Origin of the sequence: Leptospira andrefontaineae (assembly GCF_004770105.1) — a bacterium.
In the GTDB taxonomy this organism is placed as follows: Bacteria; Spirochaetota; Leptospiria; order Leptospirales; family Leptospiraceae; genus Leptospira_B; species Leptospira_B andrefontaineae.
This window is the reverse complement of record NZ_RQEY01000010.1, coordinates 330,148-356,252: the sequence shown is the minus strand read 5'-3', so window position 1 is coordinate 356,252 and position 26,105 is coordinate 330,148. Positions and strand designations below refer to the sequence as shown.

Here is a 26,105-nt window from a genome sequence, read left to right as displayed (position 1 = left end):
GTTGGCTCCTATTATATTAAGAAATTAGAATTTAGTTAGGAGGTGAATTTTCCGTTTTTTTCCAGTATGCTTTGTTCCCTACAGCAATATTTCTTAAGACAGAATCTTGATTTTTTGGTACTACTTTTGCGGTATAAAGATCTGCTTCAGTTACGCTTCCTTCTCCAAGTAGGGTAGCTGAATTGAAGAAGTAAACTGTAGTTCCCTTTTTGAGCCCATCGATGATACCTGCATTTACGATCAACGAGTCTTCTTTGACTCTATGAACTTTTCCACTTGCGGGAATTAAGGCCAGAATCTTATCTCTCGCTCTTAAAGTTGCTTCTGCGAGAGCGTCCCTACCTTTCGCGTAGATCCTAAATTTTCCTAAAATTTTCTCTTCTTTATGATCTCTAAGACTCCATTCTATACGTAAGTTATCGTCTTGAAAGGAAATTTTTCCACTAACAACAAAGCGAATGTTTTCTCCCTTGGAGTTCTTGATAGAAGAATAGTTTCTTTCTGTTTTATGAATGGCTCCTGAATAAGGCTCCGCTTCTAAACTTTCGGATTTTCTAATATTGTCCAGATCGATATTACGGATCCTTGGATCAAAATTCAAAAAATGACGAAGCACTTTTCCAGCTAAAGCGGGAAGATCCGTATGTTTTGCTAAAAAATCTTCGCCATCGGGATCGAATACAAGAACTTCAGGAGGAGTTCTTCCATAATCTTCTTGGATGCCAAATTCTCCGATCTTGACCAAACCTTCTCGATAACTTAAGGAAGTTTTAAAACCTTCCAAATTATTCTCTACGGAATATCCGTATTTTTTATTATCCGGGAATTTATCTCTTAAAAGCAGAAGTAAGTTGAAGTAGCTCGGGAAAAGGCCTCTTCTTTTGTATTCTTCCAATGTTAAAACTAATATTTCAGGTCGATTTGGAAGAAGTTCTTTAGCTCTGATCAAATGATACCAAGCTAAATCGTATAAGAATGCATTTTTATTCGCTCTATATCTTTGGAGTCTATATTCGCCCAAGGTCCTTCTGAGTGAATTCCCTTCCGGTAGGTTCTCCAACGCATACAATTCAGAACGGTTTCTCGCAATTGGATCTAAATCATCTAAGGAGATTAATTTTTCTAGATCTACTCTGGCTTCTTTAGAAGAGGGATCTTTTTTCAATCTAGCGTAAGAACGCAGGTATAGATACTCAGTCGAGTTTGGAAATAATCCCAAGAGGCGGTTTAGATATTCTTCTGCTTCTTGGTATCTTCCGAAATAGATCCTGGTTTTTGCGAGAAGTTTGAGTGCTTCTTCCTCGTTAGGATGTAAAGAAACGGATCTTTCGAATTTTTCTGCTGCCTCGGCAATTTTGGAATCTCGTTTACTTCCTTGGGATTTTTCTGCCCAGATCAGTAGGAACTTTCCCGATTCCAAAAAAATTCCAGGATCATCGGAGGCTTCCGCTTCTAATTGATTTCTGAGAGATGCAGCTTTTGTAAAGTTTCCATCGAATGCTTCTACTTTTGCTTCTAAGGTTTTTACTTCTTTATTCTTTGGAATTCTGGAATAAGCGGAATGGAATTCGAAACTTGCTTTTTGGGTTTTTCCAGAAGCAAGCTGCACTTCTATATAAATAGGAAAAAGATCAGAATCGTATCGGTCTTCTTCTAAGAACGGTCTTAGTATCAGAAAAGCTTCTTCGTAACGTCCTAATTTTGCAAGAGTGATTGCTTTTTCTCGAACTGCTTTTTTGTTCTTAGGTTCTAATTCGAGTACCTTATCTAAAGACTGTAACGCTTCTTTTTCTTTATGAAGTTTTAATGCAGCGTCTGCAAGTCCTAATCTGGAACGAACCGAAAGTGGGTTTAGGTTTACCGCTTCTCTAAAGGAATCATAGGCGGCAGGATAATTTCTGGAAGCTAATGCACCTTCTCCTTCTTTGATCCAATCTATGGTTTGTTTGGAAGAAAGGGAGAAGGAGAAAGATAGCACAAGAAGAACTATAAAATTCCTGAAAAGAAATTTTAAGCCTATATATTTATTTGAGATTTTGGATCCGAATATCATGGCGTAAAAAATCCGGTCTCTGCTTTTCCATTAGAATTTCTAAATATAGCTTCTACAACCACAGGGACATAGACATCCATTCCCTGTGGATTGATCCTACTTTTGAAAGAAAGAAGATACCTTCTATCTTTTTTAGAATCTATCCAGCTTCTCAGATTCTTCTCCGTTCCGCCGGAAGGAATTGTTAAGAATTTTCCTCCCGTTTTCTCCGCGATTTCTTTATATACGGAAACTGATTCTCCATTTTCTCCCAAACACAGGAAGTATATCGGAATATCATGAGCCACTGCGAAACGAATGATCTTCGTGGGAGAAAATTGTGTGAATGCAGCTTTCGAATCCTTTCCGGAAACGATTGCGACGATCGCTCTTGGACCTAAACTATCCAATAGATCCGTGATACCTCTTTGGAGTGATTTTCCGATTTGGGATTCTTCCTCCGGAACAAAGGAGCGTAACGCTTTCAGAATATCATACATACTTTTCCCGAAAGGGTAGGCGGTTTGTGTATCTCTTCCTGAGCGAAGAAGTTGGATTTTGTCGTCTGCTCTGATCTCTGATAAAAAAGGACGGATCGCTTTTTCTATCGTAGCGTAAGATTCGGACACAATTTGTGAATTTTCCGCAACGATAGAAACACTCACTCTGTTATTATACTTCTTCATATCAGTCAAACCGATCAAAGGAGAAAGGTTATCCATTTCATAAATGCGGAAAGAATCTCGAGGGATTGCCTTCACCGGAATTCCATGTCTGTCTTTTGCGTGAAGAACTAAAGAAACATCAGGGTAATCCGAACTGATAGTTCTTTCTACGATCAGATCCAAGTTAGAAGAGAGTTGTCCTTTTGGAGAAAAGGATTCGATCCTATGCCTATTAAAATCAGCAACAAACATGGACCCAGTATAATCAAAAGTAACAGAGAATGCTTGGTCAAAATTTCGGACTGTGTTTTTTGAATCCTTAAAGTTATCAAAGCTTGACCAGGTTTTAGAAACAGAGTCGTAGATAAAAAGTCCCGCAGTTTCGTCCGCGACTACTACCTTATTATCTCTGATAGAAAGATTTCTCGGCCTCTTAAAAGAAGGATTGTTTATCTCTTTTAGAAAATTTCCTTCATGATCGAATACGACTAGCCTTTTATTTCCTCGATCCGCTACAAAAATTTCTCCGCGATTATTAACTTTGATACCTGCAGGTTGTTTTAAGATTCCAACGCCTATCTCCTGGAGAGGCTCTCCTGTTCTGGAAAGTTTTTGGATCCGATTATTTCCCATATCGGAAACATACAAAAATCCTTCTTTCGTGAAATAAAGTCCTGCCGGTCCATGAAAACTTCCGGGATCTTTTCCTGTTGAACCGAAACGATTTACATACGAACCTCTTGTATCGAATTCGTAAATTTTATCTCCTGCATAGTCTGCAACGAAGATAGATTTTCCCCGGATACTAATCCCGACAGGGCCTTCTAAATTTCTGCCAAAAGAACCTTTGAAATTTTCAATAGGAAAACCGTTCGCATCGAATTTGACTACGTTAGCTGTATCGAAACTTACTACGTAAAGATATCCTTCTTCGTCAACTGCGAGGTCGGATGGATTTCTGAAGCGGAATCTTCTCAGATCATCCCCAAAAATTGATTTATAATATTCTAAATTATCTTTTCTATTTCCGCCACCTAGTCTATACCTAAGCGCGTCCAAACGATTCTTATTGATCAGATCGAGTTTATTAGAAGATTCTAATTGTTCTAATTCGGAAAGACTTTCTTGCCAATCTCCACTTAGATAATATGCTTCTGAAAGAAAGAACTTAGGATGAACGAAATCTGGTTTGATAGAAAGGGAGCGAACAAAATTTTCTCTGGCAGCAGCGAATTCTCCCTTATTATAATAGGCCAGACCTCGTTTGAAGAATGTCCTAGCTTCTTTTTCTTTCAGTCCGAAGTTTGGTAAGGGTTCGGACCATCCGGATTGGGTGAGAATTCCTAAGAGTAAAATGAAAATTAGAAGTTTTGTTTGCGTACGTCTCCCCATTCTAATCCTCTTAGTCGATAGAACAGCTTAAGAGACATAATTTCAACCTATTTTTCAGGCCTTCTATAAGGGTTTTATCACTCTTGCAAGCAATTAAAAGCAATGATTTTGTAGGAGCTCCTACAAGCTAAGCGGCGATAAATCAGATTGCCCAAACGCGGGTTTTGTGAAAATGTCCGTTTTTCACCACCGCTACGCTCCGGCCCCCACCCGAATCGGGCGGGGCCCGATTAGTGTATTCTGCAGGAGTTCCCACATAGAGAAAATTTCCCTAGTACTGCAAGCGGCAGAGATACGAAGGGGAAGTCCGATCGCAGCGATTTAAGATTGGCCTTCCGCTAGCGACGGTCGTCTTCTCGCTCCCTATGGGTCACTGCGAATGGACCGAAGCGATAGCGAAGCCCGTAGTAGCTCGGTCCGAGCGGCGCGAGGAGCCGCCCCGAAACTTATCCGAGTCTTCTTTTAACTGAGAATCTTTCTTTTAGATTGGAAGAAGGGGAGTTGCCAGTGGGAGAGAGCCAGGCGTTTTTCCAGTTGGAATGCCATTCGGACCATTCATTACGGACGGATTGGTTTTGTTGGAGTTCCTCTTCTACCTCTCTCATCAGTCGGTCCAATAGGATCACGTAGTTTCTGAATCGCAGGGCCAGGTCGGTGTTTGAGGAAAGTTCCTGCATGATTTTCATATCGGCCTGAGAGAGTGGGAAGAGGCATTTTTTCTAGGAATTTTCGACCGGAAACAAAAAGAAATCGGGGAGGGGTCAGCCTGCGAGGACCGCTATATGTGCTTCTACACTTTCGGCCAATGCGTCTAGGTCGTAGCCTCCTTCTAAGAAGGATACTGTTTTGGCGCCGATCTGTTTTGTTGCGGATAGTATTAGTCGCGTGAATTCTGCGAATGCATTGGTGCTTAGGTTCATACCTGCCAAAGGATCTCTTCTATGTCCGTCAAAACCAGCTGAGATCAATACATACTCCGGTTGGAATTCCAACATGGAAGGCACCACTGTTTCTTGAAAATAATGCAGGTATTCTTTATCTCCTGAACCCATCGCCAAAGGAATGTTTAGTGTAAAATTTTCTCCTTTTCCTTCTCCTTTTTCATGAACTGAACCTGTTCCAGGATAATACGGATATTGATGGAGTGATGTGAAGAATACTTTATCTGAGTCGTAGAATATTTCTTGGGTCCCATTACCATGATGTACATCCCAATCTAGTATATAAACTTTTTCTACTCCTTGCGTAAGTAAGTAGCCTGCGGTGATCGCAATATTATTCAGCAAACAAAAACCCATGGACCTTCCTGTTTCTGCATGATGTCCTGGCGGTCTTACAAGTGCGATCCCTGATTCGATTTCATTGGATCTGATCTTGTTTACAAGGTCTACTCCACTTCCAGCAGCTAAGAGAGCTGCATCAAAGCTGGATTCCGAATAGGGTGTATCTCCGTCGAAACTTCCTCTTTTGCCTTGGATAACTGAAAATCTTTCTCTATGCCTATGATTATGTACTGACTCGATCAATTCTAATGGTAGTTTGTTGGGTTTGATCCAATGCATGTCCTTAAAATACGATGTTTTATGCAGTCGATTGAGTATGGATTCCAATCTTTGAGGGGATTCAGGATGAAATGTCCCGGTATCATGCAATAAAAATGTATCGTCATACGCGTAGCCGAGTTTCATTTTCTTCTCCCGTTTTTTGTTGGAAGTCCTACAAAGAGGACAAGTACAGAGGTCCCCGGTTCGATACTATAAGTGTAGATCCGGAGTAAATTTGTGCGCAAACCGTTTTCACTTTTTCCTATCTTAGTTCTTACCGCTTTTCCGGTCTGTGCGGAGTTCACTATTCCATATCCTGAGAATTCTAATAAGAAAGAAATTCCTGTTTTAGAATCTTCTCCAGACATTAAAACCAAACCCCAATCTGCTTCCAAAGAAAAGGAGAAGAAAGGTGAGATACGACTTTCTTCCAGAAACACTCAGGAGGAAAGCGAAAAGGAAGCTCCAAAAGAGAAACTTAAAAAGTTTTTTACAAGGCCAACCAATAAGGGTACCTACGGGGATCGTCCCAAATTCTATCGCGGTCTTTATGTGAATAATTCCTTAGTTTCGGATAAGTCCCGTAAGAATGAATGGGAGAATTTATTAAAGGATGCTTCCGATTATGGTGTGAATGTTTTGGTGATAGATCTTCAGCCTAAAACCCCTTCTCCGGAAGAGATCTCTCGTATTAAGGGAATGGGCTTTTATCCTGTGGGAAGGCTCGTGAATTTTGACGGTGGTCTTAAGACTAAGTATCCTAGTCCTGAAAGATTAAATTCTATATTGGGTTATGTGAGAAAAGCATGTCTTTCCGGTTTTCCGGAAGTACAATTGGATTATATACGGTATGCTGATGTTACTGATATAGATCTTTCTTTGAAGGAAAAATATAGTAATATCAACGAGATAGTGACAAGGATACGCGGAGAAGCAAATCAGTGTGAAAAACTTCCTTACTTAGGTGCGGATATTTTTGGTAGAATTCCATTTAATCGTGATGATCAGATCGGGCAGAAGGTGGAAAACTTCGCTCAGCTTGTGGATGTGATCTATCCTATGTTATATCCTTCTCATTTCTACGGACAACCTGGTCGTATCGCAAATCCTTACCAAACTGTTTTTGATGGTTTGAAGAATACTAGGAAAAGATCCTTATCAACTACGAAAGTAGTCGGCTGGATCCAAGGTTTCGGAATGAGTCTAGGGCCTTCCGGTAAATCTTTGAAAGATTATATTAAGGCACAGATCGAAGCAAGTGTAGATAGCGATAGTGACGGATTTGTTGTCTGGAATATTGTAGGAAAATACGGAGATACTTTTAGAGCGATCGAAGAAAGTATCCAGAGTGGGAAATTAAAGATCGAGGATTGATATTGCTGTTTCCGCGTTATGTTGGAATTCCAACATGAATTTGGGGTGAAAAAATCGGTTGTAATAATTAGGATTTTATGATATAGGGACGCAGTGCTCCCACGGGCCACTCCCCCCTCCCAAAAATTAGGGTGGGGGTCGCCTTCAGCCATGTTGGAATTCCAACAATCTCGTTTAGAGTCCAAGATCTTTTTCTAATATCAAAAGATCCTTATCTCCCGGAATATTTTTAGGTCTATGAAGTTTGTAAGCCTGAATAGATTCTACAGCCTTTGTCCTCAAGAAGTTCGCTTCCTCACTGATCGTAGTAGACTTGGCTCCACCTGAAAGTTCCATATACCTCTTTCCGTATAGAAGTGAAGTCAATCTATGAAGTCTATAATCGGTAATATTGTCCAAGCCTGCTTCTTTTAAGAGTTTTTGGGCGATCTCCCAGGATTTTTCCTGACGATTTCTGAGTTTGGATTCTTCATCCGGAGGGATACTTCCTTTTGGTCTTTTCCCGGAAGAGTAGGAAGTATATAATTTATAATAAGTCTCCGCGCTTCTGATCAGGAGTTCGTAATCCGTTTTTGAAAGTCTGAATCCTTCTCTAGCGACTTCTTGTGCTCTTTCTAATTCTTCCGGAACAAAACTGTTCTTAGAAAAACTGGGAGCTTGGTCCGATTTACAATTCAGAAAGGAAACATATTCTCTGGAGAATCGGATCATATCTTGGTCTGAATCAAATCTGGATCTTTTTTTCCAAGCCGAAGAAAACTCTGCTCCCGCACTCATCGGTAGAATTCCGGAACATACTGGTTCTTTGGAATCTACTCCAGCCTCATTCAAATATAACATTCCCAATCTGTAATGTGGTACAGGGGACATTGGATCTAGACGAATTGCTTTGCGGTAAGACTGGATTGCTTCCGGGATCTCGTCTCTTGTGAAATGATAATCCCCGGTTTTACGTTCTACCAATGCGGGACCGCTTAGTTCGGAAGACACTGGATAGGCGACGGTTAGTACCTTCTCCTTTGCCATTCCTAAATATCCGACGCCCCTTAATTGTTTTCCTGTAAATGCAGTTTGGAAGATGGATTTAACTTCTATTTGTCCTACGATACTTCCATCTTTGAATGTTTCATGATCGAAATCTTTCTCGATCAAGTAGAGTATCTGTCCAGGACGTATTCCCGGATCGTAATGTACTTTTACAGTGACTATATCCGGCCTGGTATCGTATCCTAATTCGAAACTTTTGTATTTACCTTCGTATTCGATCGGTTTGACCTTATCGAACATAATGGTCTCCCCGACTAAGACCATTTTTTCTTTTCTGGGCATTCCGTCTTTTCCTGTGTTTTTAGGCATTCCCACATCTCGGAAGGCATATACGAATTCTTTGGAGAATATAGAAGAGGAAAAAGCGCAGAGTAATAGTATGATTACAGGTCGGGTGAGGGCCATACTTTTATTTTCGGCCGGATTGGATACTTCGCCAATATAAATTTTGAGATTTGGGCGACTCCTCGCGTTGCTCGGACGCGCTGCTACGACTTCGCGCATTCGCGCTCATCCGGGCAGAACCCGGACTAAAGGTCTACGCATCGCTGTCGCATAGTATTTGCTAATCTCTCCGTGATCTCCGTGGCCTCCGTGCGAACAAAATTGTCAAACTTAGGGATTTTGCACGCGAAGCCGCAAAGATAAAAAGGGCTTTTTGCTTAACGTATCCAAGAACCTTCTTTTCTTAGCGCCTTGGCGTGAGAATTTACTAGTGTTCTTTTTCGCACGAAGTTCACGGAGAACACAGAGTCTAGAAGTCTTGAATAGCGATACTAGCTTAAGATCTTGCTAAAGTCCTGGATCACCTGATACTTATGTTCCGCCTGAGGATGGTTTCCCGGACGAGAGACTATAATAGGTCTGACTCCTGCTTCAGAAGCGGCGTCCGCTTCTTCTTTTATATCCGTGAAGAATACGATAGAACTTGGAGATAAAGAAAGTTTTTCGGCAATCTTAGTATAACTGGAAGCTTCTTTTTTTCCGCCTACTGCAGTATCGAAATAGTTTTCGAAATATACTGTAAGGTCTCCTGCCTCACAATATTTATAGATCAAAACTTGAGCTTCTATACTTCCTGAAGAATATACGGCGGCACGTTTTCCTGATTTTCTGATCCTTTCCAAAAAGAGAGGAACATCTGAGAAGATTGTACTTTTGAGTTCTCCTGATTCGTATCCCTTCTTCCAGATCCTTCCTTGGATCTCTTTCAAAATCCCTAATTTACGATCTTTGGATACTAGGAATTTGCAGAATTCGGTAAGTGATTCCGGGGAATTGGAAACCTTTTCCGTGTATTCGGTTTCATTTTTGGAAGCAAGTAGGAGTTCCTCGGCGAAGCCTGTTTCCGCCGAGGTTTCAGAGAAGAATGGTTTAAAGTTTTGGACCGAGTAGGGGAATAAAACCTTGTGCACGAATTCTATCGGCGTGGTTGTTCCTTCTATATCAAATAAATATAACTCGGTGTTTTGTTCTTCCAATTAAGCTGTCCTTTTGATCCTGCCGGCTTCTGCTGCCAATTCTTCGTGCATCTTTTGTTCGTCGTGTTTGAAATTTTTCAGGATATAGAGCCATGCCAATCCGCAAGGTATCCAGAAAAGTATCGCGATCGTGAATGCTTGTGTTCTGTCCGGCAATACTGTAAGGATTAATGCAGCCATCGCAGGCCCAAGTCCGTTTCCAAGATTGTCGGTCAAATTATAAAGTGCAAACATAGACGATCTACTTTTTGGAGGATTGACGTTCATGATCAATGCTCTAACATTAGGTCCTGTTACGGAAATTATAATACCCGTAAGTATATTAATAAAAATGAATGCGGAACTTCCTGCCACATTCCCTGCATGCAATAAATATACGGTAGGAAGTATCCCGAGCAAGATCATGCTCCCACAAAAGATGGGCAATAATGTCTTGTTCTTATCGTATATTTTCTGGCCGACAATCCCGCCGAAAAAGGTTCCGATAAAGATCCCTACTGCGGCAAAGATTACCATGGCCGAAGCGGTATCTTTAGGCATTCCATATTGGAATTCATAATAATCGTTCAAGAATACGAAGAATACTCCCCAAGGTACGCATCCTGGGATCCCTTGCATGAAAATCCCTATATTACTCTTGGTGGCGAAAATTGTGCGAATGTCTTTCCATGTTAAACGAACGGATTCCGAATTAATATCCGTGGAAACGTTTGCCAGTTCCTTTTCCTTTCCACCTCTAACAGGTTCTTTACAGAATAATCCGTAAACAAGCATGAACAGGAAAGAAGGGGCGGCCATATAGATAAAACTTTCTCTCCACCCGTTGATCGGATCAGCAGTACCTAAAGTCCCTCCGACCATTTGTCCGAGTCCAACTCCGAGTCCCATAGAAAGAGAGAGGTAACCGGCTGCGGTAGATCGGGACTTGTCTGAAAAATAATCTCCTACTAGAGAGAATAGAAGAGGAAAACTTCCCCCCAAGCCGAAACCTGTTAGGGTTCTGAGGATTAAAAATTCATCATAGTTTCTCGCGAATCCGGAAAGAAGGCAAGGGATCTCTCCCAATAATACCGTTCCGATGACCAAAGGTTTTCTTGGAAATCTTTGGGTAAGATAACCCATGTAAACCGAAACAAATCCTCCTAATACGAAGAAGCAGATCGGGATCAGTCCTCCCAATTTCCAATCGATCTCTTTTTGGTCAGTGATCCCGAATGAGCCTGCGATATTTCTGAGGTTCGGAGCGATCAGGTTTTGGTCCGCGAATAGAAAGAAGGCCATTCCCATGATCATCCAAAAGGCGAGGATCGCGTTTCCTCCATGGGCGGCAAGTTCGCCTAATCCGAAATATCGAAGCAGGCTTTTTTCCGAGGTCGGTTGAGACATCCAATTCTCTCCACTATGTTTCTGTTTGATGTCGGCTTCTATAAGAAGCACGTAAAGCGACAGATTGGTGAGGGGAAAAGGAATCGGCAACGAAAATGTGATTTTACTGTAGGAGGTTTGAGAGAAAGAAAGGTCCGATTTTAGTCTTAGAACATCCTCTTTCTTCCGTTTTGGAATAAATACTTGACCCAACGTTTACTTGTCTATAGCTTCGGTCCGACTACGAGGGGTTCCTCCCTAACCTAACTGGAGCCAAACAGCATGGCCTACCAACATAAAGAGTTCTTCTTTCAATCTTCCAGAGACAATACCAAATTATACGGGCAAGCATGGATCAAGTCCGGAGCCAATCGTGTAATTGTTTTTTGTCATGGATTCGGAGAACATAGTGGTAGGTATTCCAACCTCATCCAATATTTTAAGGATAGTGATGTTAGCTTTTATGGTTTGGATCTAAGAGGTCATGGAAAATCCGAAGGTAAAAGAGGTCACGCTTCCGGTTTCGAAGCATTTGTAGATGATCTTGCTGATTTCGTGCAAGAGGTTCGCAAAAAAGAACATAGGGATAAGATCTTACTTTTAGGTCATTCTATGGGAGGAGTGGTAGTCATTCGCTACGCTTTGGAAGGTATTAATCAGGATTATATCTACGGAGTTGTGGCCTGTTCTTCTGCATTAAAAATCCCGACTACTCCGTTCCAAAGATTTCAGATCTCTATGGCGGGTTTCCTACGTAAGATCGCACCTGCTACCACTCTCGAGGCAAAATTGGATACTAATTTGGTGAGTAGAGACCCGGAAGTGGTCCAAGCTTATATTGATGATCCTTTGGTTCACGGCAAAATTTCATTCTCTATGGGTTACGAATTGTTCCAACAGGGAGGGATTGCGAATCGAAAGGCTGGGATCTTGAGGACTCCTATACTGATTCTACACGGTTTGGCTGACGGGATCGCTGATCCTGCTGGAAGTTTAGAATTTTATAATCATTTGGTTTATAAGAATAAAAGAATGAAGACCTATAAGGGTTTCTATCATGAACTTATGAACGAACCTGCAGGAGAAAGGGATAAGGTCCTAAAAGATATCAAAGAATTTATGGATTCCCTGGTTCCGGAAAGGGCAAAGTCTTCCGCTAAAAAGCCGAGCGCTAAGAAGGCCGCAAAATCAAAACCTTCTCCCAAAAAGAAAGCTATAGCAAAGAAGAAGTAACACTGGCCCGAAATGAAGCCGCTCCACGAAAAGCCTGGCCCGTAAAGGTCGGGCTTTTTTATTCTTTCCTCAATCTATAGGTGATTGTAAATGAAAGGAAGAATAAGAAAGAAAGGATTCCGATCACGCCATAAATCGTTTTTTCGGTAGAAACGAATATGCTTCCGTTATTGATCTCTCTTTCCTGGTTTGCAGTCTCGTTGATCGGTTCTCCTCCAATTACTGAAAAAGTGATCTCATACTGAGGTCCTGCATAACTAACTATATTCGAATTCACATCCGGAGGGGCGTCCACAGAGACAGGACGTGTGCCCTTCTGCCCGATAAAAGAAACCTGCATATCCTTAGGTTTGGAAAAGATCACCTTCTCTCCCTCTTGGTTCTCGAATAATAATCTATCCTTAAATTGAGTAGGGGATAGATTATTAGAAGGGATCACATAACTTACAAATAATTGAGAAGTCCCTGGGAGTATCGCTCTATCAATTACCCAACCGTTCTTTCCTTTAGTCAATTGGATCGGGATCGCCATCTTGTTTGTGCTCTGGGTCAGCTGAGCGCTTACTTCTAAAGCTTCTTCAGGTATATAAACTTCCAGAGGATCATTGGGGTTTTGGAAACTTTTAGGCGGAATTGTATTATTGGTAAGAATAGATACTTTAGAAATTACTAATGCTTCTTTTTCTCTTACTACTTGTAGAAGTGACTTTGTTTTTACTACGGAACGATCCGTAGTTTTATCATAAACTGTGACCTCTTGTGGCCTTGACCTCATCATAGGTACCGGAGGGATCATCTTATTATAATTTACTCCGTTATAAGTCACCTGAAGCAGAATAGGAAGTCCATCAGGAGCATTTATCTTAGGAAGTTTGAAACTTCCTCTCACTGGACCCTGGTCAGGAAGAGGCAAAGGCATCATCTGTCTCTCTAAGGCGAAGAGACGGATCCCTTCTGCGGACCCTGGTCCGCCTGTACTTCCATTTTTGAGGACGATCTGTAGTTCTAGTTCCTCCCCAAACAAGGGAGATAGGCTAAAACATATAAAAAGAGAAAAGAATAGGATTAGAAATTTATTCTGCATGGGATCGATTCCAATGTTTCTTATCCCCTGAAAAAGGGAAAGCCTTTCCGTTCTGATTCTTGTATCTGAAAACTCTAAAATTGTGGACGAATGTGGGGAATTTCATTAGAAAGGAAGGCCAAGAGTGATATAAATAGAAAGAGGCCGCCTTGAAATTATTCAAAAGAATCCTTCTGGTTTTGCTAAGTGTTTTTGCGTTATTACTTCTGTTAGTTTATTTTTCCACATTCCATCCATCCGACTTGGAATCAGTGCAAGTAAAATGTGAAGAAGGTGCTCCAAGCCTAGAGTCTTCAGGATCAATCAAGGTATTATCTTGGAACGTACAATACTTCGCAGGAAGGAACCGAGTATTTTGGTATGATGTTCCTGATGAAACAGGGCCTGATGTCGGGCCATCCAGAGAAGAGATAGAATCTACTCTTAAAAAAGTTGCGAATGTTATTTTAGAAAGAGATCCTGATTTTGTCCTGTTCCAAGAAGTGGATGATGGTGCTAAAAAAACTTATTCTGAAAATCAGTCGGAAAGGATTCTTCCACTACTTTCGGAAAAGTATCCTTGCCAAACGGAAGCATTTTATTGGAAGGCAGGGTTTGTTCCTCATCCGAAGATCATGGGTCCTGTCGGGATGAAACTGACTATATTCAGTAAATATAAAATTCTTTCCGCTTCCCGCCACCAACTTCCTACTCCTCCCGCGGACCCTATCACCAAACAATTGCAGTTAAAACGTGCCGTCCTCGAAGCTTTCGTAGATGTAAAAGACAAACAACCTTTGGTTCTTTTGAATACACATTTGGATGCATTTTCTATGGGAACGGATACGATGCAAAGACAGGTTGCATTTATAGGCCAATTATTGGAAAAATTAGATTCTGAAAAATCAGAATGGGTTTTGGCCGGAGATTTTAATCTTCTTCCTCCTGGTTTTTCCAGAAAACAATTACATCCTAATGGAGCTTTTTTCTATAGCGACGATGAGGAAATCTCTCCCTTATTCAAAAAATGGAATTCAACTGCAAGTTTAGAAGAATTGAACGGACCGAATCAGGAAAAGTTTTATACTCATGTGCCTAACGATCCTCAGATCGCAAAACCGGATCGAACCATCGACTATATATTCTATTCTAAAGGTTTAACTATGAAAGAATATAGAGTGCTAAAGGAAGGAGAGGCCCTAGAATCCAGCGACCATCTTCCTTTAGAGGGGACCTTCTCCCTGGAATCTCATTGATCCGGTCGGACAAATCCTTGCTCTTTTCTAAGAGGGCAAGAATTTGGAAAAAAACGAAAGATAGGGCATTATGAGACCGTTTAAAATTCTGGGAGTGCAGCAGATCGCAGTCGGCGGAGACAGCAAGGATAAACTTAGGAAGTTTTGGGTCGATACTCTCGGACTGCAAAACATTGGTACTTTTAGAAGTGAAAAAGAGAATGTAGATGAGGATATCCTACAGATGGGCAAAGGTCCTTATGCTGTAGAAGTTGATATCATGGAACCTGTGGATCCGAACAAGAGTCCAAGAGTGAATGATCCAAAATTGAATCATATCGGACTTTGGGTAGATGATATTCATAAAGCGGTGGAATGGTTATCTGCACAAGGAGTTCGTTTTACTCCGGGTGGGATCCGTAAAGGTGCCGGTGGACATGAAGTGACATTTATCCATCCGAAAGGAAACGAAGAATTTCCACTCTGCGGAGAGGGAGTTCTTGTGGAACTTGTACAAGCTCCTAAAGAAGTGATCGAAGCCTTAGGTTGAGGATCAAAAAAAAGGATCTCTTCGGAGATCCTTTTTTATATTAGAATTACTTAATGCCCTGCAGGAAATAAGTGTGCATCGGGCCTTTTCCTTTTACCTCGATCACATTCCTATCTTCGAAATTATATTTATCTTTTAAGGAAAGATAAACTGACTCGGAAACATGGATCCTTCCGGTAGCTCCATGAGATTCCATCCGAGAAGCGGTATTTACCGAATCACCCCAGAGATCATATACGAATTTGTTCTTTCCGATCACTCCGGCAACGACCTCGCCAGTATGAAGACCGATGCGGACATTAAATTCGAATTCCAACTCTGGCTTTAATTCTTCTAGGCGATGAAGCATGTCCAATGCAGCCTGAGCGGCCTTATGAGCATGGTCTTCTGTAGGAACAGGGATACCGCCCGCCAGCATATAACAATCGCCAATTGTTTTAATTTTTTCTAATTTATATTTGTCGGCGATCACATCGAATTCCGTAAAAATTCGGTTTAAGATCTCTACGAGTCTTGTAGGAGTTTGGATCTTAGTAGTGAGTTTGGAAAAACCGACTATATCTGCAAATAGTACGGTAGAAGAAGGGAAATAATCAGCGATAACTCCTTCTCCTCCTTTCAAACGATCCGCAATACTTCTGGGAAGAATGTTCAAGAGTAGATTTTCGGACTTCTGTCTTTCTTCTTCTATACTCTTGTTCAGGACTTCGATCTTTTCCAAGGAATCCTTTAATTCTTTGTTTCTTTTGGAAAGAGTTCTGTAAGCATCCGCGTTATCCACACCGATCGCCACATAGTTCGCCAAAGTCCTGAGGATATTCAGCTGATTTGGCTGGAACGCATTTTTAGAATAGCTATGAACTGTAAGAATTCCGATCAGACGTTCTTCTACTTTAAGGGGAAAGTAGAGTGCGGATTGGGAATTTTCCCCAAAATGTTTTCTGATATCGGACGAATATTGAGGAAAATCTTTTTCGATATCTAAGGTGATCAATTCTTTCTGTTGATTTACGCAATAAGAAGAAGGGTTATCCTCTTCTAAGGAATCCACGGAAGGAGCAGGCACATATCTTCCATCTATTACGCAAAACTTATATTTGATCTCTTTTTTTTCTTCGTCGTAAGTCCCGAATGCAAGAACATCCATTGGAACGATAGACTTAGTATTCTCATAAACGGATTGTATAATAATTTTAGGTTCAAGAGAAGAAGTGATGATCTTGCCGATCTCAGTAACAAGTTTGAGGTCCATATAAGCGGCCTCTAACATTATATTAGAATCGGTTAATGCTTCTTGGGTTTTGAGAAGTCTATGTTGAGTGGAATCCCCGATCTTCATTATCTTTGAAGATTGTTTGAGGAGGGATTCATAGGATCCTACAATCGTTCTTAACTTTTGCTTAGGATCCTCTTTGGTATTTGAATCTTCTAAAAAAGACTGAGCGTCCGAGAGAAGTTTAAACTCCTGCTCGAAAAAAGTATTCTGCTCTTTTGAATTCGAAGTTTCGTTCTTTTCCACTTGTTCCGCATGAATGAAATCTTATTTATAAGATTTCATTTTGAAAGGCAGGGACAAATCGGAAGAGAATTCCTCTCCTGTTTCCTGCATGTCTTCATCGTCTTCTTTATAAAGCCACTCGACTTCTACCTTTCCACCTTTGTCATGATATTTCTGGAGATTGTCCAAAATATCCATTATCACTTTGGATGAACTGGTGTTAAAATAATCCATTTGAAAACGGAACTGGATCTGCTTGTTTGCATTTTGGATTGCAGACAACCAATCAAAGACAGGTTTGTAAAACGCCATTGCGTTTTCCGGATAAGATTCTCCGATAATTTCCGCGAGCCCCTTGTCCGATTCTAAGATGATTTCCGGTGAAGTTTTAGTCTGTTGTATATGTAAGGATTCCATGATTAGTTTTCCTTCGTAAAGAATGCGGAGATTGTAAAAAAGGATAGTTTGCCATCCAATTTGTCGAAACGAAATACCAGAGGTCCGTCTGACTTCCTGGCAATATCGATTAATCCCACACCTGCTCCTTTGCTATCTTCCGGCCTCTCCGATCTAAGTTGCTGTTGGTAGAAGGACTTTAATTCGTCCTTACTCATGGAGTTGATTTTTTGGATCCTTTCGGTCAAAAACTCGATCTTCTCGTTTAGTACCAAATTTCCCGAAGCAACATGGTAGCCAACCGAATTTTCCCTAACTATGAGGATCCCTACGCCTGCTTCTTTCTGCTCTTCGTTAATTTTCCGCTCGGCGGAGTAGTGCAGCATATTTTGCGCTAGTTCAATAAATACCGCGAAAATTTTCTTTATTTTGGATTCCGTGCTCAAAGAAGTCCGGATCATAGATCCTAATTCAGTTAGAACTTCCTGGGACAGTCTGCCCTTAAAGGATACGAGCAGATTGTATTCGCTGGTTTCCTGATAAGTCTTAAATAGATTTATGACTTCATTTTCCATTATCAGCATCTTCCTTTTTCAGAAACATCTCCTTATCTTCCCCCCAGTATTACACCGACTAGTGTTATGTCGTCCCGCTGAGCCTCTCCATTTTGGTGGGCTAACAGGAAGGATTCTAAACGTTCTCTTTGTTCTTCACCGGAAAGATGTTCTATCCCGCTTAAGAAGTTTAACAACCCTTTGGTACCAATTTTTTGTCGGTCCGGATTCGGCTGGTCCATAAAGCCGTCCGTGGTTAAGTAAACACTCGTACGTATTCCTTTTTCCAAGGGAATGGAGTGTGTTGTAAATTTTCGCGTTTCTTCTTTTTGCCTTCCGCCGATCGAGAATCTATCACCTTTAATTTCGGTCAAGACTCCGCCTTTTCCTATAAAAATAGGCCGTTTTGCTCCCGCAAAGTATAAATTGTTTCCTTCAATCTTTAATAGACAAAGATCCATTCCGTCTCTTGAATTCGTTTGGTCCATGTCTTGTTTGAGGGCCTGTCTTACTTTTTTATGCAAATGTTCTAAAATAGAACCCGGATCGGTAATACCAATTTCGTTCACGATCTGATTGAGCAAAGTATTTCCAATCATGGACATAAGAGCTCCGGGAACTCCGTGACCGGTACAATCTACGGATGCGATATATATTGCATCTTCCTGTTTTGAAAACCAGTAAAAATCTCCGGATACTATATCTTTCGGACGGAATACCACAAAATAATCGGAAAGGGCACTTCCTAATACTTCAGAAGAAGGTAAAATAGCCTGCTGGATATTCAATGAATATGTAATACTATCAGTAATATGCTGGTTTTTTAATGCCAGATCGTCGTTTGCCTGAGCTAATTCTTTAGTTCTTTCTGCGACCTTACTTTCCAAATTCGCATAAAGTAATGCGTTATCAATGGAGATCGCTGCCTGAGAAGATAGAATAGAGATAGTCTGCAGTCTATCCGAAGTGAATGCAGCTTCGGAAAGATTATTCTCCAAATATAATATACCGATCAGCTCTCCCTGCTTGATGATCGGAGAACATAGAACGGATTTTGTTTTCCTTTCTCTAATGTAGGGATCTTTATTGAATTTCTCGTCCGCGAATGCGTTACGCAGCACTAGATCTTCTTTGGTCCTCTCCACATAATAGATAACACTGATAGGTATATTTTTACTCTCTTGGATCGGGATCCCTTGGAGAACTCTGATCTCATCGTCGGTGGTGCTCCCTTCCGCTTCTACGAAAAGTTTTCCGTCCCTTCTTAAGATCATGACCCCTTTTTCAGCACCCACGTTTTCGATGGAGATTTGCATTAAGGTATCTAATAAAGATTCTAGTTTGATCTCTCCGGAGATTGCAGTGGAACTTTTCAGAATGGATTGGAAATCCAGGGTTTGGCCGGAATAAACTTCCGTAGCAGAAGCAGTTCTTGTGCTTAAAGTCCCGATCGTGCGGGTAGTACGGAATGTATCCCTTCCACCTTTTTCTCGGATGAATTCCGGGAATTTGGCCTTGAGGAGTTCCTGCTTTTTAGTAGCTCCCCATCTTCCATACTTTTGGTAAGCTTCTGAAATATACTGAGATCCGATCTTGGCACTTCCTTTGGAGAACCAGAATTTGGATGCAAGTTCCGCCGCTAAAGCCTCGTCGTTATAGTATTCGTTTTTGCCTGCAAGTTGGACTGCTTGCTCGTAAGTTTTAGCTGCTTTCCAGTTTTTGTATTCTAATCTTGCAAGTTCCGCTTCTACCAATAGAAATTTATGTTCGAAGTTCTCAGGAGCATTTTGGGAAAGAAGTTTGAGCTTCTCTTGGTTCTTCTTGATCCTTTCTAAGAACTTAGCTTTTTGTTCTTGTGTAGAAAGTTTGTAGTTCGCAGCCATTGCGAGGGAATATAAATAAGCATGTTCTTCAACGGCGATCTGACCGGAGATAAATCCAAGCATACTTTCGGATTCTTCCAATTCTTTTAATGCACTTTCCACTTCTCCGTAACTCAGAAGTGTTCTTGCCTTCATGATCTTGAAAAGGCAAACAGGGAAAGGACTTTGGTGAGAATTACATAATTCGATATAACTCTCTTCACTCATATCATCGATGGCGAATTCCAAATGAGAAGAAGTTTTTCCTCTTAGATTAGAAACTACCAATGCGGATGCGAGAACAGTATCGATTGCCAGGTTGTTTTTTACTTTGCGAGTGAATTTTAAGAGACCATCTATTTTAGGTTTTACTAATTCTAGATTTTTAGATTGGAGGACCACGTTGACTGCATCATTCATTGCGCAGTAACCGCCATGCAGGAATTCCCCGGACTCTAAGCTGGCCTGAATCCCTCTATGATTGATCTCTTCCGAATATTTTAAATGTCTTACAAAAGGAGTTGTATAGTTCGCAAGGATATTCGCCGCTTTAGTGATCCCGCTTGGATTCTTATACTTCTCACTTACTTTGATCGCAAGCTCTGCGAATTCGTAACCCTTTCTATACTGCTGGAATCCCGAAGTAAGAAGGATCGCATACATAGAATATCCATACGGATCGGAAAGGTTCCCATACTTCAAGAATAGATTTACCATCTTTAAGGAAACAATAGGGAAGAGCGATAATGCAAAATTATAAACGGTAGGAATTGCACTGATCAGTAGATTCACTGCCATGATCTGTTCTTGTTTTTGGATCAGTGGGAGGTCCAACAGGGAGTCTACTGTCTTTTCTTCCAATGCCTTGTTTACGATCTCTATCTCTTCTCCAGTTACTTTTTCATGATCTTTTTCAGGAATATCCACGCCTAATGGTTGGAGAGCCTTGATGATCATAGGAAGAGCAAGGTCGAATTTTCCAAGAGCGGAATATTGGATGATTAGAAGGTTACAAGCATCCGCTTTTTCGATCGGAGATCTTGCATATTTTAAAAGTGTATCTATAGTCTTCTGAGAATCCTCGAAGTTCCCTGTTAGGTATTGGGTCTCTCCTAACTCTCTAAAGATAGAATAACAGAGTTCATACTTAGCATTCCAAAGAGCATCATCTCCCTGGGAAGCTTCAGGCAGAAGGAAAAGTAATTCTCTTGCCTTCGCAATATAAGAAAGAGCAGGTTTGTACGCAGTAGAATTTTTGGCCTTCTTTCCAGCGATCAGATCTAATTGTGCTAATTTTAGTTTTTCTGCAGGCTCCGTAATCAACCCGGCGCCGATATTCATATGATTTGCAATATCGAAAATATTGTCTTCGATCTGTTTAGTATCCGCACCTTCTATCAGGAATCTTCCTAATTGTAAACGGATCTTCTTTTTCTTTTCTTCTTCTATAATTTCGTAAGCCGCTTGTTGGACCCTATCGTGTTGGAATCGGAAGGTAACCGTTTTTGCAGTTTGGTAATTTTTATCCTTATTCGCTGCGGTTTCCTCAAAAGATTCAGCAAGTCGATAATTCTCTCCGATCGGAACAATTAATTCTTCTGCAATTGTTTCCTGCAAAGAACTGAGCGCTGTTTTATAATCTGTCTCTAAAATTCTTGTTATAAGTGCCAGATCGAAACTATTTCCGATACATGCAGCCATTTCCAGGGTCTCTTGGATCTTAGGAGAAAGTTTACGGATCCTGTTTACTAAAAGTTCTACAACATTATCCGAAATCTTTGTATTCCTGATCTTGGCAATATCCCATTTCCAGATACCTTCTCCCGGTTTTCCGGAACCTTGATCGAAATAGACCGAGTCTTCTTTGGCGAGTTGTTTTAGAAGTTCTCCGATAAAGAATGGGTTCCCGCCTGTTTTGGAATGGATGATTTCCGCTAGTTCAGTGGTTTTATCTTCCGAAATATAAAGACTGTCCGAGAGTAATTGTCTTACATCTTTTAAGGCTAAGGGTTGGAGTACGATCTTGTATGGATCCAATCCTTCCTTTTCCAAAGTGTCCAGCAACACTTGGAAAGGGTGAGAAGAATCTACTTCATTGTCCCTGTAAGCCAATATGATGAAAAGGTAATTTACGGTTACGTCTTCCATTAGATTTTTAAGAAGTTCTAAGGAAGCTGTATCCGCCCATTGCATATCATCTAGGAAGATCGCAAGCGGATGTTCCGGACTTGCAAAAACCTTAATGAAGTTTTGGAATACTATATAAAAACGGTTCGCGTTCTCTTGAGGCCCTAATTCTGGAACTGGATCTTGTTTTCCGATAATGATCTCTAATTCAGGGATCACATCCGTAACTACTTTTCCGTTAGCGCCGATCGCTTTTTTGATCTTACTCTTCCAGGCTTCAATTCTTTCCGGAGATTCTGTTAAGATCAATTCCACCAAACTGGAAAATACTTGGATGATAGCGGAGAATGGAAGGTTTCGATTGTACTGGTCGAACTTTCCTGAAATGAAATAACCTTTGGATTCTGTGAGAGGTTTATTGATCTCTTTTACAAGCGAGGATTTTCCTACACCTGAATATCCTCCGATCAAAACCATTCTGGATCTTCCGTTTGTAGCAACGGATTTGAATTCTTCCAAAAGTGTTTTGATATATTCGTCCCTTCCGTAAAGTTTCTGAGGGATCTTGAACTCTGTAGAAAAATCCGTTTGGGCGAGTGGGAAAGAAGGAAAGTCCGTCTTTTCTTTCCAGAGAGCATATGCCTTCTCCAGATCACCCTGAAGTCCCCTTGCAGTCTGGTATCTGTCTTCTGCATTTTTTGCCAGAAGTTTCATTATGATTTCTGAAAGTACTGTCGGGATCTCAGATCTGGCTTCTTTTGGAGAAGCAGGGATCTTAGCCAAATGAGCATGTACTAATTGTAAAAGATCCTCCCCATCGAATGGAAGTTTTCCGAGAAGCATCTCATAGTAAGTGATTCCCAGAGAATAAAAATCACTTCTATAATCTACGGAGCGATTCATCCTTCCAGTTTGTTCCGGAGAAACATAATGGATGGAACCTTCTAAAATATTAGGTGCGGACCAGGAAGTTTCTTCCTTATTTAATTTAGTCGAAATCCCAAAGTCTATGATCCGGACTTGTTTTTCGTCCTTATTGAATATTATGTTTTCAGGTTTTAAGTCTTTGTGTATGATCTTTTTGGAATGGATCTCACTCAGTCTTTCTGCGAGTTGGATGGAGATAGGGAAAAAGTCCGAAAGGGTCATGGGCTTTTTGGAGATAAAATCCTTTAAGGAACCTCCAGGAACGAAGTCCATAAAAAGTGCGAACCCGTCTTGGAGTTTTTCGAACTTGATAGGTTTAACAAAATATCCGGAAGAAAGTAAATTTAGGATCTCGAATTCGTTCCTAAGATTGACCACCGAAGGATGTAATTCGTCCAAAACCGGAAGGAATTTGATGATAACGGACTTGCTATCCTCTTTACGAACAGCTTTATAAACTTCGGACGCAGATTCGGCATTCAGTCTTTCTTTTAGTTCGAACCCTGTTACGATCATCCTTCTACTTCACCTTTATTTTTATATTATATAATATTCTAAATATCGAATTATCAGAGGCGATACAAAAGTCCGCCCCAATAAAATCCGGCTCCAACCGCAGGAGAAAGGATTAAGTCGCCTTTTTTGACGATTCCTTTATAATAATATTCGGATAATGCAATTGGAATGGATGCAGCGGAAGTATTTCCCACCCTCTCGAAATTCAAAAGTATTTTTTCTTTAGGGAATTTTGTTCTTTTGAGAACATCTTGCACTACAACATCTGTGCCTGGATGAGGAATGACCCAATCTATCTCTTCTAATGAGACATTATTCTTTTTTAATAGATCATCCATTGCGGAAAGTGTAAGATCCGCTGCATTAGTCACAAGCTCCGGATAACTTTTTATATAAAAATTTGGTCCTGGCCCTAGTTCTATGATGTTTGCAAGATCTCCATCATCTTTCAAAAAAGAATCTATGATGCCGAATTCCTGATTTCCGGTATATTCTAATAGAACTCCAGCTGATGCATCTCCCGCAGTAAATTCTCCATACCCATTCATTCTTGTTCTGACAGAAAATCTTTCGCTACCGATCACGAGCGCGTTCTTATATTTGCCGCTGCTTAAGAACGCTGATCCCATTTGTACTCCATGAACAAATCCGGTACATGCAGTACAAATATCGAATGCAAGCGCGTTAGAAGTTCCCGCAAGTTTAGAAGCTTGAGGAGCAAGATCTGGAAGATAAAGGCGATCTGTCCAATTTGCTAAGATGAATAAGTCAATATCCTCCGCTTTTTTTCCCGCATCTTTCAGGATCATTTTGGAGGTTTCCGCAGCCATGAATTGAGCGGTTTCTTTTTCGTTCGCCCTTCTTCTTTCAGTTACACCTATGTCGCCAATGACTGCTTTTTCGGCAGGATGCATTTCAGGATATTTTAATCTAGGTCGAATTTCATCGTTGGTGACGATCCTTTCCGGGAGATAATGCCCAATCCCGGTGATTCGAACCCCGTTAGAAACTAGGTTTTTAGAATTCGCCATGGATCAATACTCCTTTGGTCCATAATAAATTTCCAGTCATAATTCCAATCTTTTGCTGCATCTTTATCATACTTAAGGCAAGCGGGTATACACCATAAACTGTTCGGTGTAAATTCTTTCCGGATCTAATTCTCTTAGAACGGTCAATTCATCAGAATTGATCTCCGGCTCTTGGGAAATTGGAAGATCCTCGTCAGGAGGAAGCCAAAGTGTATATCTCAGAACAGCTTCTTCGGATTCCATTTCGTCGTCGGATGCAGGTGCAAGCCAGGAACTCAATTCGAAAGGATGATCCGAAAAAGAAGGCCTTTGGAATCTACCGAACTGACATACTGCTTCTATAACTCTGTCTCCAGGTGAAGTGATATGTTTTACTTTTCTGACGAAACGAAAACGGTTCGCTTTTGCTACTACGATCGTGTCTGCGACGGAGACGATATCATTCGCTCCTCCCGATCCAACTAAGAAGTTTCCTTTTCCATCTAAGACAGAATTTATATTTCCAAACCAGTCTACTTCTGCGGCTCCAATTACTCCCAGACAATCGTCAGGTACAATTGTTCCCAATATACTTACGATATCAGATAACATGGAGCAGTGTTGCGTATGAAGTTGGCTAAAAAGAAAAACATCACCTGCAAAAGGTTTCATCCCATAAAATCCAAGCTCAGCAACGATCTTGATATGGATGCCTTCTTTTTCTAGAAGTTTAGCTGCTGTCCAGGCAGCCATATGTGCGGCTCCAATTCCTGCGAGAATTGTTTTATATCCTTTTGTCTTGACCTTCTCTATAATCGCCCTTGCTGCAAGAATGATCATCTGTTCCGAATCATTTACAGTTTTAGGATTTTCAGGAGAAGAAAGAGAATGTTCCGGAGGAGTCATCTTCAAACGTCTGAGTCTCGTTTCTCCGATCAGATCCAAATATTCTTCGTGGCCACCGGATAATATTACATTTTCTTTATACCATTTCTCAGCCTTAGCGGGAATGCCTGCCGCCTTATTGGCTTCCATTTGGAATTCGTAATCATCCAGATAAGATTCCACACCTTCGAATGCCGGGATCTCGGGAAAACCCTGTACTCTTAAAGATTGAGGATGTGCTCCGAATCTTGCCGGAGCTATTGCCAAAACTTTTGTACTCGGTATATGCACTAGTTCAGGAGGAACTGTTCCTCTCGGTACGATCTTCTCCACTGTAGCGATCACACCTTTTGTGGCAGCAAGTGCACCCCAGGCTCCTTCTCCACCTGGTTGAGAAAGAACAATGTTCCCATCTTCGTCTGCCACTACTCCATGTACCAATGTGATCTCGGGGCAGAGAGGAAGAAGAACTACCATGTCCTTTTCTTTTGTTCCTCTACTTTCTGAAACTAGATGAGGGCTTGCTGCTTCTCCGTAAGGATTTCCTTCGGTAGGTTTATGATATAAAAATGCAGTCTTTCCTAATTTGTCCGTTATTAGGTCAGACCCCACCAAAGAATTAGAAACGAAGCCAGGAAGTTTCATGGCTCCCGCCATCAATCTTTGTACCAAAGTGAGAAGGGACCAGAGTTCTAATTCAAAAGGTTTTCCCCTCATCAGGTCTTTATACAAACTGTTAGGACTTGGCTTGGGATAATTATCACCGGCAAAACCAGTGATCATCTTTTTTACGATACCGGAAAGAGCGAGACAGTGAGCGCTGGAGTGAATGCCTGCAACACTAATCGTGAACTCAGGATTTGTTCCTTCAAAAACTCGAGAGAGAGAATAGATAAGTGCATTTGGCCTAGACATCGTAGTGGCCAAGTGTAAGTACATGCCAGGTTTAACGAATTCCCGTACAAGAGAATCAGGATCGGAAAGAATCTTAGTAGTTTGATGTTTCGATTCTTGTGGCATTCGTATATTTTGCAAAAAAGCCCGGACAAAAGGCGTTTTCACCAAAGGTTAGATTTTTGACGGAAAAAAGGCCGAATTCATACGAAATCAATGTGAAAATACTGCCAAATCGTGAGTTTAAATCCGGTGACATTTTGTATTTAAAGACTAACATCGTTTAATGCGAATGTTTACTAAGTAAGAGGGATTAGGCCTCTCTTTTTTACCAGACTCAGGTATAAAAAATTTCAGAACTTCCGTTCATTCCTACGGATACGAGAGACCCAGGCTTTAAGATCGGATTTCCAGGCTCCGATACTAAGATGGAACCCATAGGGAAAGAGAAGCTG

The 26,105-nt window shown here is 41.0% G+C and carries 18 protein-coding genes; 4 read left to right on the top strand and 14 right to left on the bottom strand.

What is annotated here, in order from left to right:
- Positions 1-31: 31 nt before the first annotated feature.
- From EHO65_RS06430 to EHO65_RS06415, 4 genes are all read right to left on the bottom strand, one after another.
- Positions 32-2,053, bottom strand: a complete 2,022-nt coding sequence (locus EHO65_RS06430; RefSeq protein ID WP_135773306.1) for a tetratricopeptide repeat protein — start codon at positions 2,051-2,053, stop codon at positions 32-34.
- Complete coding sequence (locus EHO65_RS06425; RefSeq protein WP_135773305.1) at positions 2,050-4,089, bottom strand: 6-bladed beta-propeller; 2,040 nt, start codon at positions 4,087-4,089, stop codon at positions 2,050-2,052. Before EHO65_RS06425 ends, EHO65_RS06430 begins: the two co-directional genes overlap by 4 nt.
- Positions 4,090-4,535: 446 nt before the next feature.
- Positions 4,536-4,775: a hypothetical protein gene (locus EHO65_RS06420; protein WP_135773304.1), complete on the bottom strand. Its 240-nt coding sequence runs from the start codon at positions 4,773-4,775 to the stop codon at positions 4,536-4,538.
- 75 nt (positions 4,776-4,850) lie between these two features.
- Positions 4,851-5,777 carry a histone deacetylase family protein gene (locus EHO65_RS06415; protein ID WP_135773303.1) on the bottom strand — a complete coding sequence of 309 codons (927 nt, stop codon included), beginning with the start codon at positions 5,775-5,777 and terminating at the stop codon, positions 4,851-4,853.
- Positions 5,778-5,870: 93 nt separating this feature from the next.
- On the opposite strand from EHO65_RS06415, the gene EHO65_RS06410 reads away from it, so the two are divergent.
- Positions 5,871-7,007, top strand: coding sequence for a putative glycoside hydrolase (locus tag EHO65_RS06410; protein ID WP_135773302.1), 1,137 nt, complete (start codon positions 5,871-5,873; stop codon positions 7,005-7,007).
- A gap of 174 nt (positions 7,008-7,181) precedes the next feature.
- On the opposite strand, the gene EHO65_RS06405 is transcribed toward EHO65_RS06410, so the two are convergent.
- The 3 genes from EHO65_RS06405 to EHO65_RS06395 form a co-directional block, all read right to left on the bottom strand.
- The gene (locus EHO65_RS06405) at positions 7,182-8,459 is read right to left on the bottom strand and encodes a tetratricopeptide repeat protein (protein ID WP_135773301.1); all 1,278 of its coding nucleotides are present in this window, start codon (positions 8,457-8,459) and stop codon (positions 7,182-7,184) included.
- Between the two features lie 371 nt (positions 8,460-8,830).
- Entirely contained in the window at positions 8,831-9,535 is a 705-nt protein-coding gene (mtnC, locus tag EHO65_RS06400) for an acireductone synthase (RefSeq protein WP_135773300.1), read from the bottom strand.
- Positions 9,536-10,921, bottom strand: coding sequence for an MFS transporter (locus EHO65_RS06395; protein ID WP_135773299.1), 1,386 nt, complete (start codon positions 10,919-10,921; stop codon positions 9,536-9,538).
- A gap of 261 nt (positions 10,922-11,182) precedes the next feature.
- Between EHO65_RS06395 and EHO65_RS06390 the strand changes: the two genes are divergently transcribed.
- Positions 11,183-12,133: an alpha/beta hydrolase gene (locus tag EHO65_RS06390; RefSeq protein WP_135773298.1), complete on the top strand. Its 951-nt coding sequence runs from the start codon at positions 11,183-11,185 to the stop codon at positions 12,131-12,133.
- A gap of 58 nt (positions 12,134-12,191) precedes the next feature.
- Here EHO65_RS06390 and EHO65_RS06385 read toward each other — a convergent pair whose 3' ends face one another.
- On the bottom strand, positions 12,192-13,217 hold the full coding sequence (locus tag EHO65_RS06385; protein WP_208744003.1) for a hypothetical protein: 1,026 nt from the start codon (positions 13,215-13,217) through the stop codon (positions 12,192-12,194).
- 149 nt (positions 13,218-13,366) lie between these two features.
- On the opposite strand from EHO65_RS06385, the gene EHO65_RS06380 reads away from it, so the two are divergent.
- Both EHO65_RS06380 and EHO65_RS06375 read left to right on the top strand, forming a co-directional pair.
- Positions 13,367-14,452: an endonuclease/exonuclease/phosphatase family protein gene (locus tag EHO65_RS06380; protein WP_135773297.1), complete on the top strand. Its 1,086-nt coding sequence runs from the start codon at positions 13,367-13,369 to the stop codon at positions 14,450-14,452.
- Positions 14,453-14,522: 70 nt separating this feature from the next.
- Positions 14,523-14,981 (top strand): VOC family protein, encoded by a 459-nt coding sequence (locus tag EHO65_RS06375; RefSeq protein WP_135773296.1) that lies wholly within the window; start codon positions 14,523-14,525, stop codon positions 14,979-14,981.
- Between the two features lie 46 nt (positions 14,982-15,027).
- On the opposite strand, the gene EHO65_RS06370 is transcribed toward EHO65_RS06375, so the two are convergent.
- The 6 genes from EHO65_RS06370 to EHO65_RS06345 form a co-directional block, all read right to left on the bottom strand.
- Positions 15,028-16,500, bottom strand: a complete 1,473-nt coding sequence (locus EHO65_RS06370) for an adenylate/guanylate cyclase domain-containing protein (protein WP_135773295.1) — start codon at positions 16,498-16,500, stop codon at positions 15,028-15,030.
- 21 nt (positions 16,501-16,521) lie between these two features.
- Complete coding sequence (locus EHO65_RS06365; RefSeq protein WP_135773294.1) at positions 16,522-16,896, bottom strand: DUF1987 domain-containing protein; 375 nt, start codon at positions 16,894-16,896, stop codon at positions 16,522-16,524.
- Positions 16,897-16,898: 2 nt separating this feature from the next.
- On the bottom strand, positions 16,899-17,450 hold the full coding sequence (locus EHO65_RS06360) for a SiaB family protein kinase (RefSeq protein WP_208744001.1): 552 nt from the start codon (positions 17,448-17,450) through the stop codon (positions 16,899-16,901).
- A 32-nt stretch (positions 17,451-17,482) separates the two neighbouring features.
- Positions 17,483-22,861, bottom strand: coding sequence for an AAA family ATPase (locus EHO65_RS06355; RefSeq protein ID WP_135773293.1), 5,379 nt, complete (start codon positions 22,859-22,861; stop codon positions 17,483-17,485).
- Between the two features lie 53 nt (positions 22,862-22,914).
- Complete coding sequence (locus tag EHO65_RS06350; protein ID WP_135773292.1) at positions 22,915-23,892, bottom strand: ketoacyl-ACP synthase III; 978 nt, start codon at positions 23,890-23,892, stop codon at positions 22,915-22,917.
- A gap of 72 nt (positions 23,893-23,964) precedes the next feature.
- Positions 23,965-25,776: a CoA-transferase gene (locus EHO65_RS06345; RefSeq protein ID WP_135773291.1), complete on the bottom strand. Its 1,812-nt coding sequence runs from the start codon at positions 25,774-25,776 to the stop codon at positions 23,965-23,967.
- Positions 25,777-26,105 lie beyond the last annotated feature (329 nt).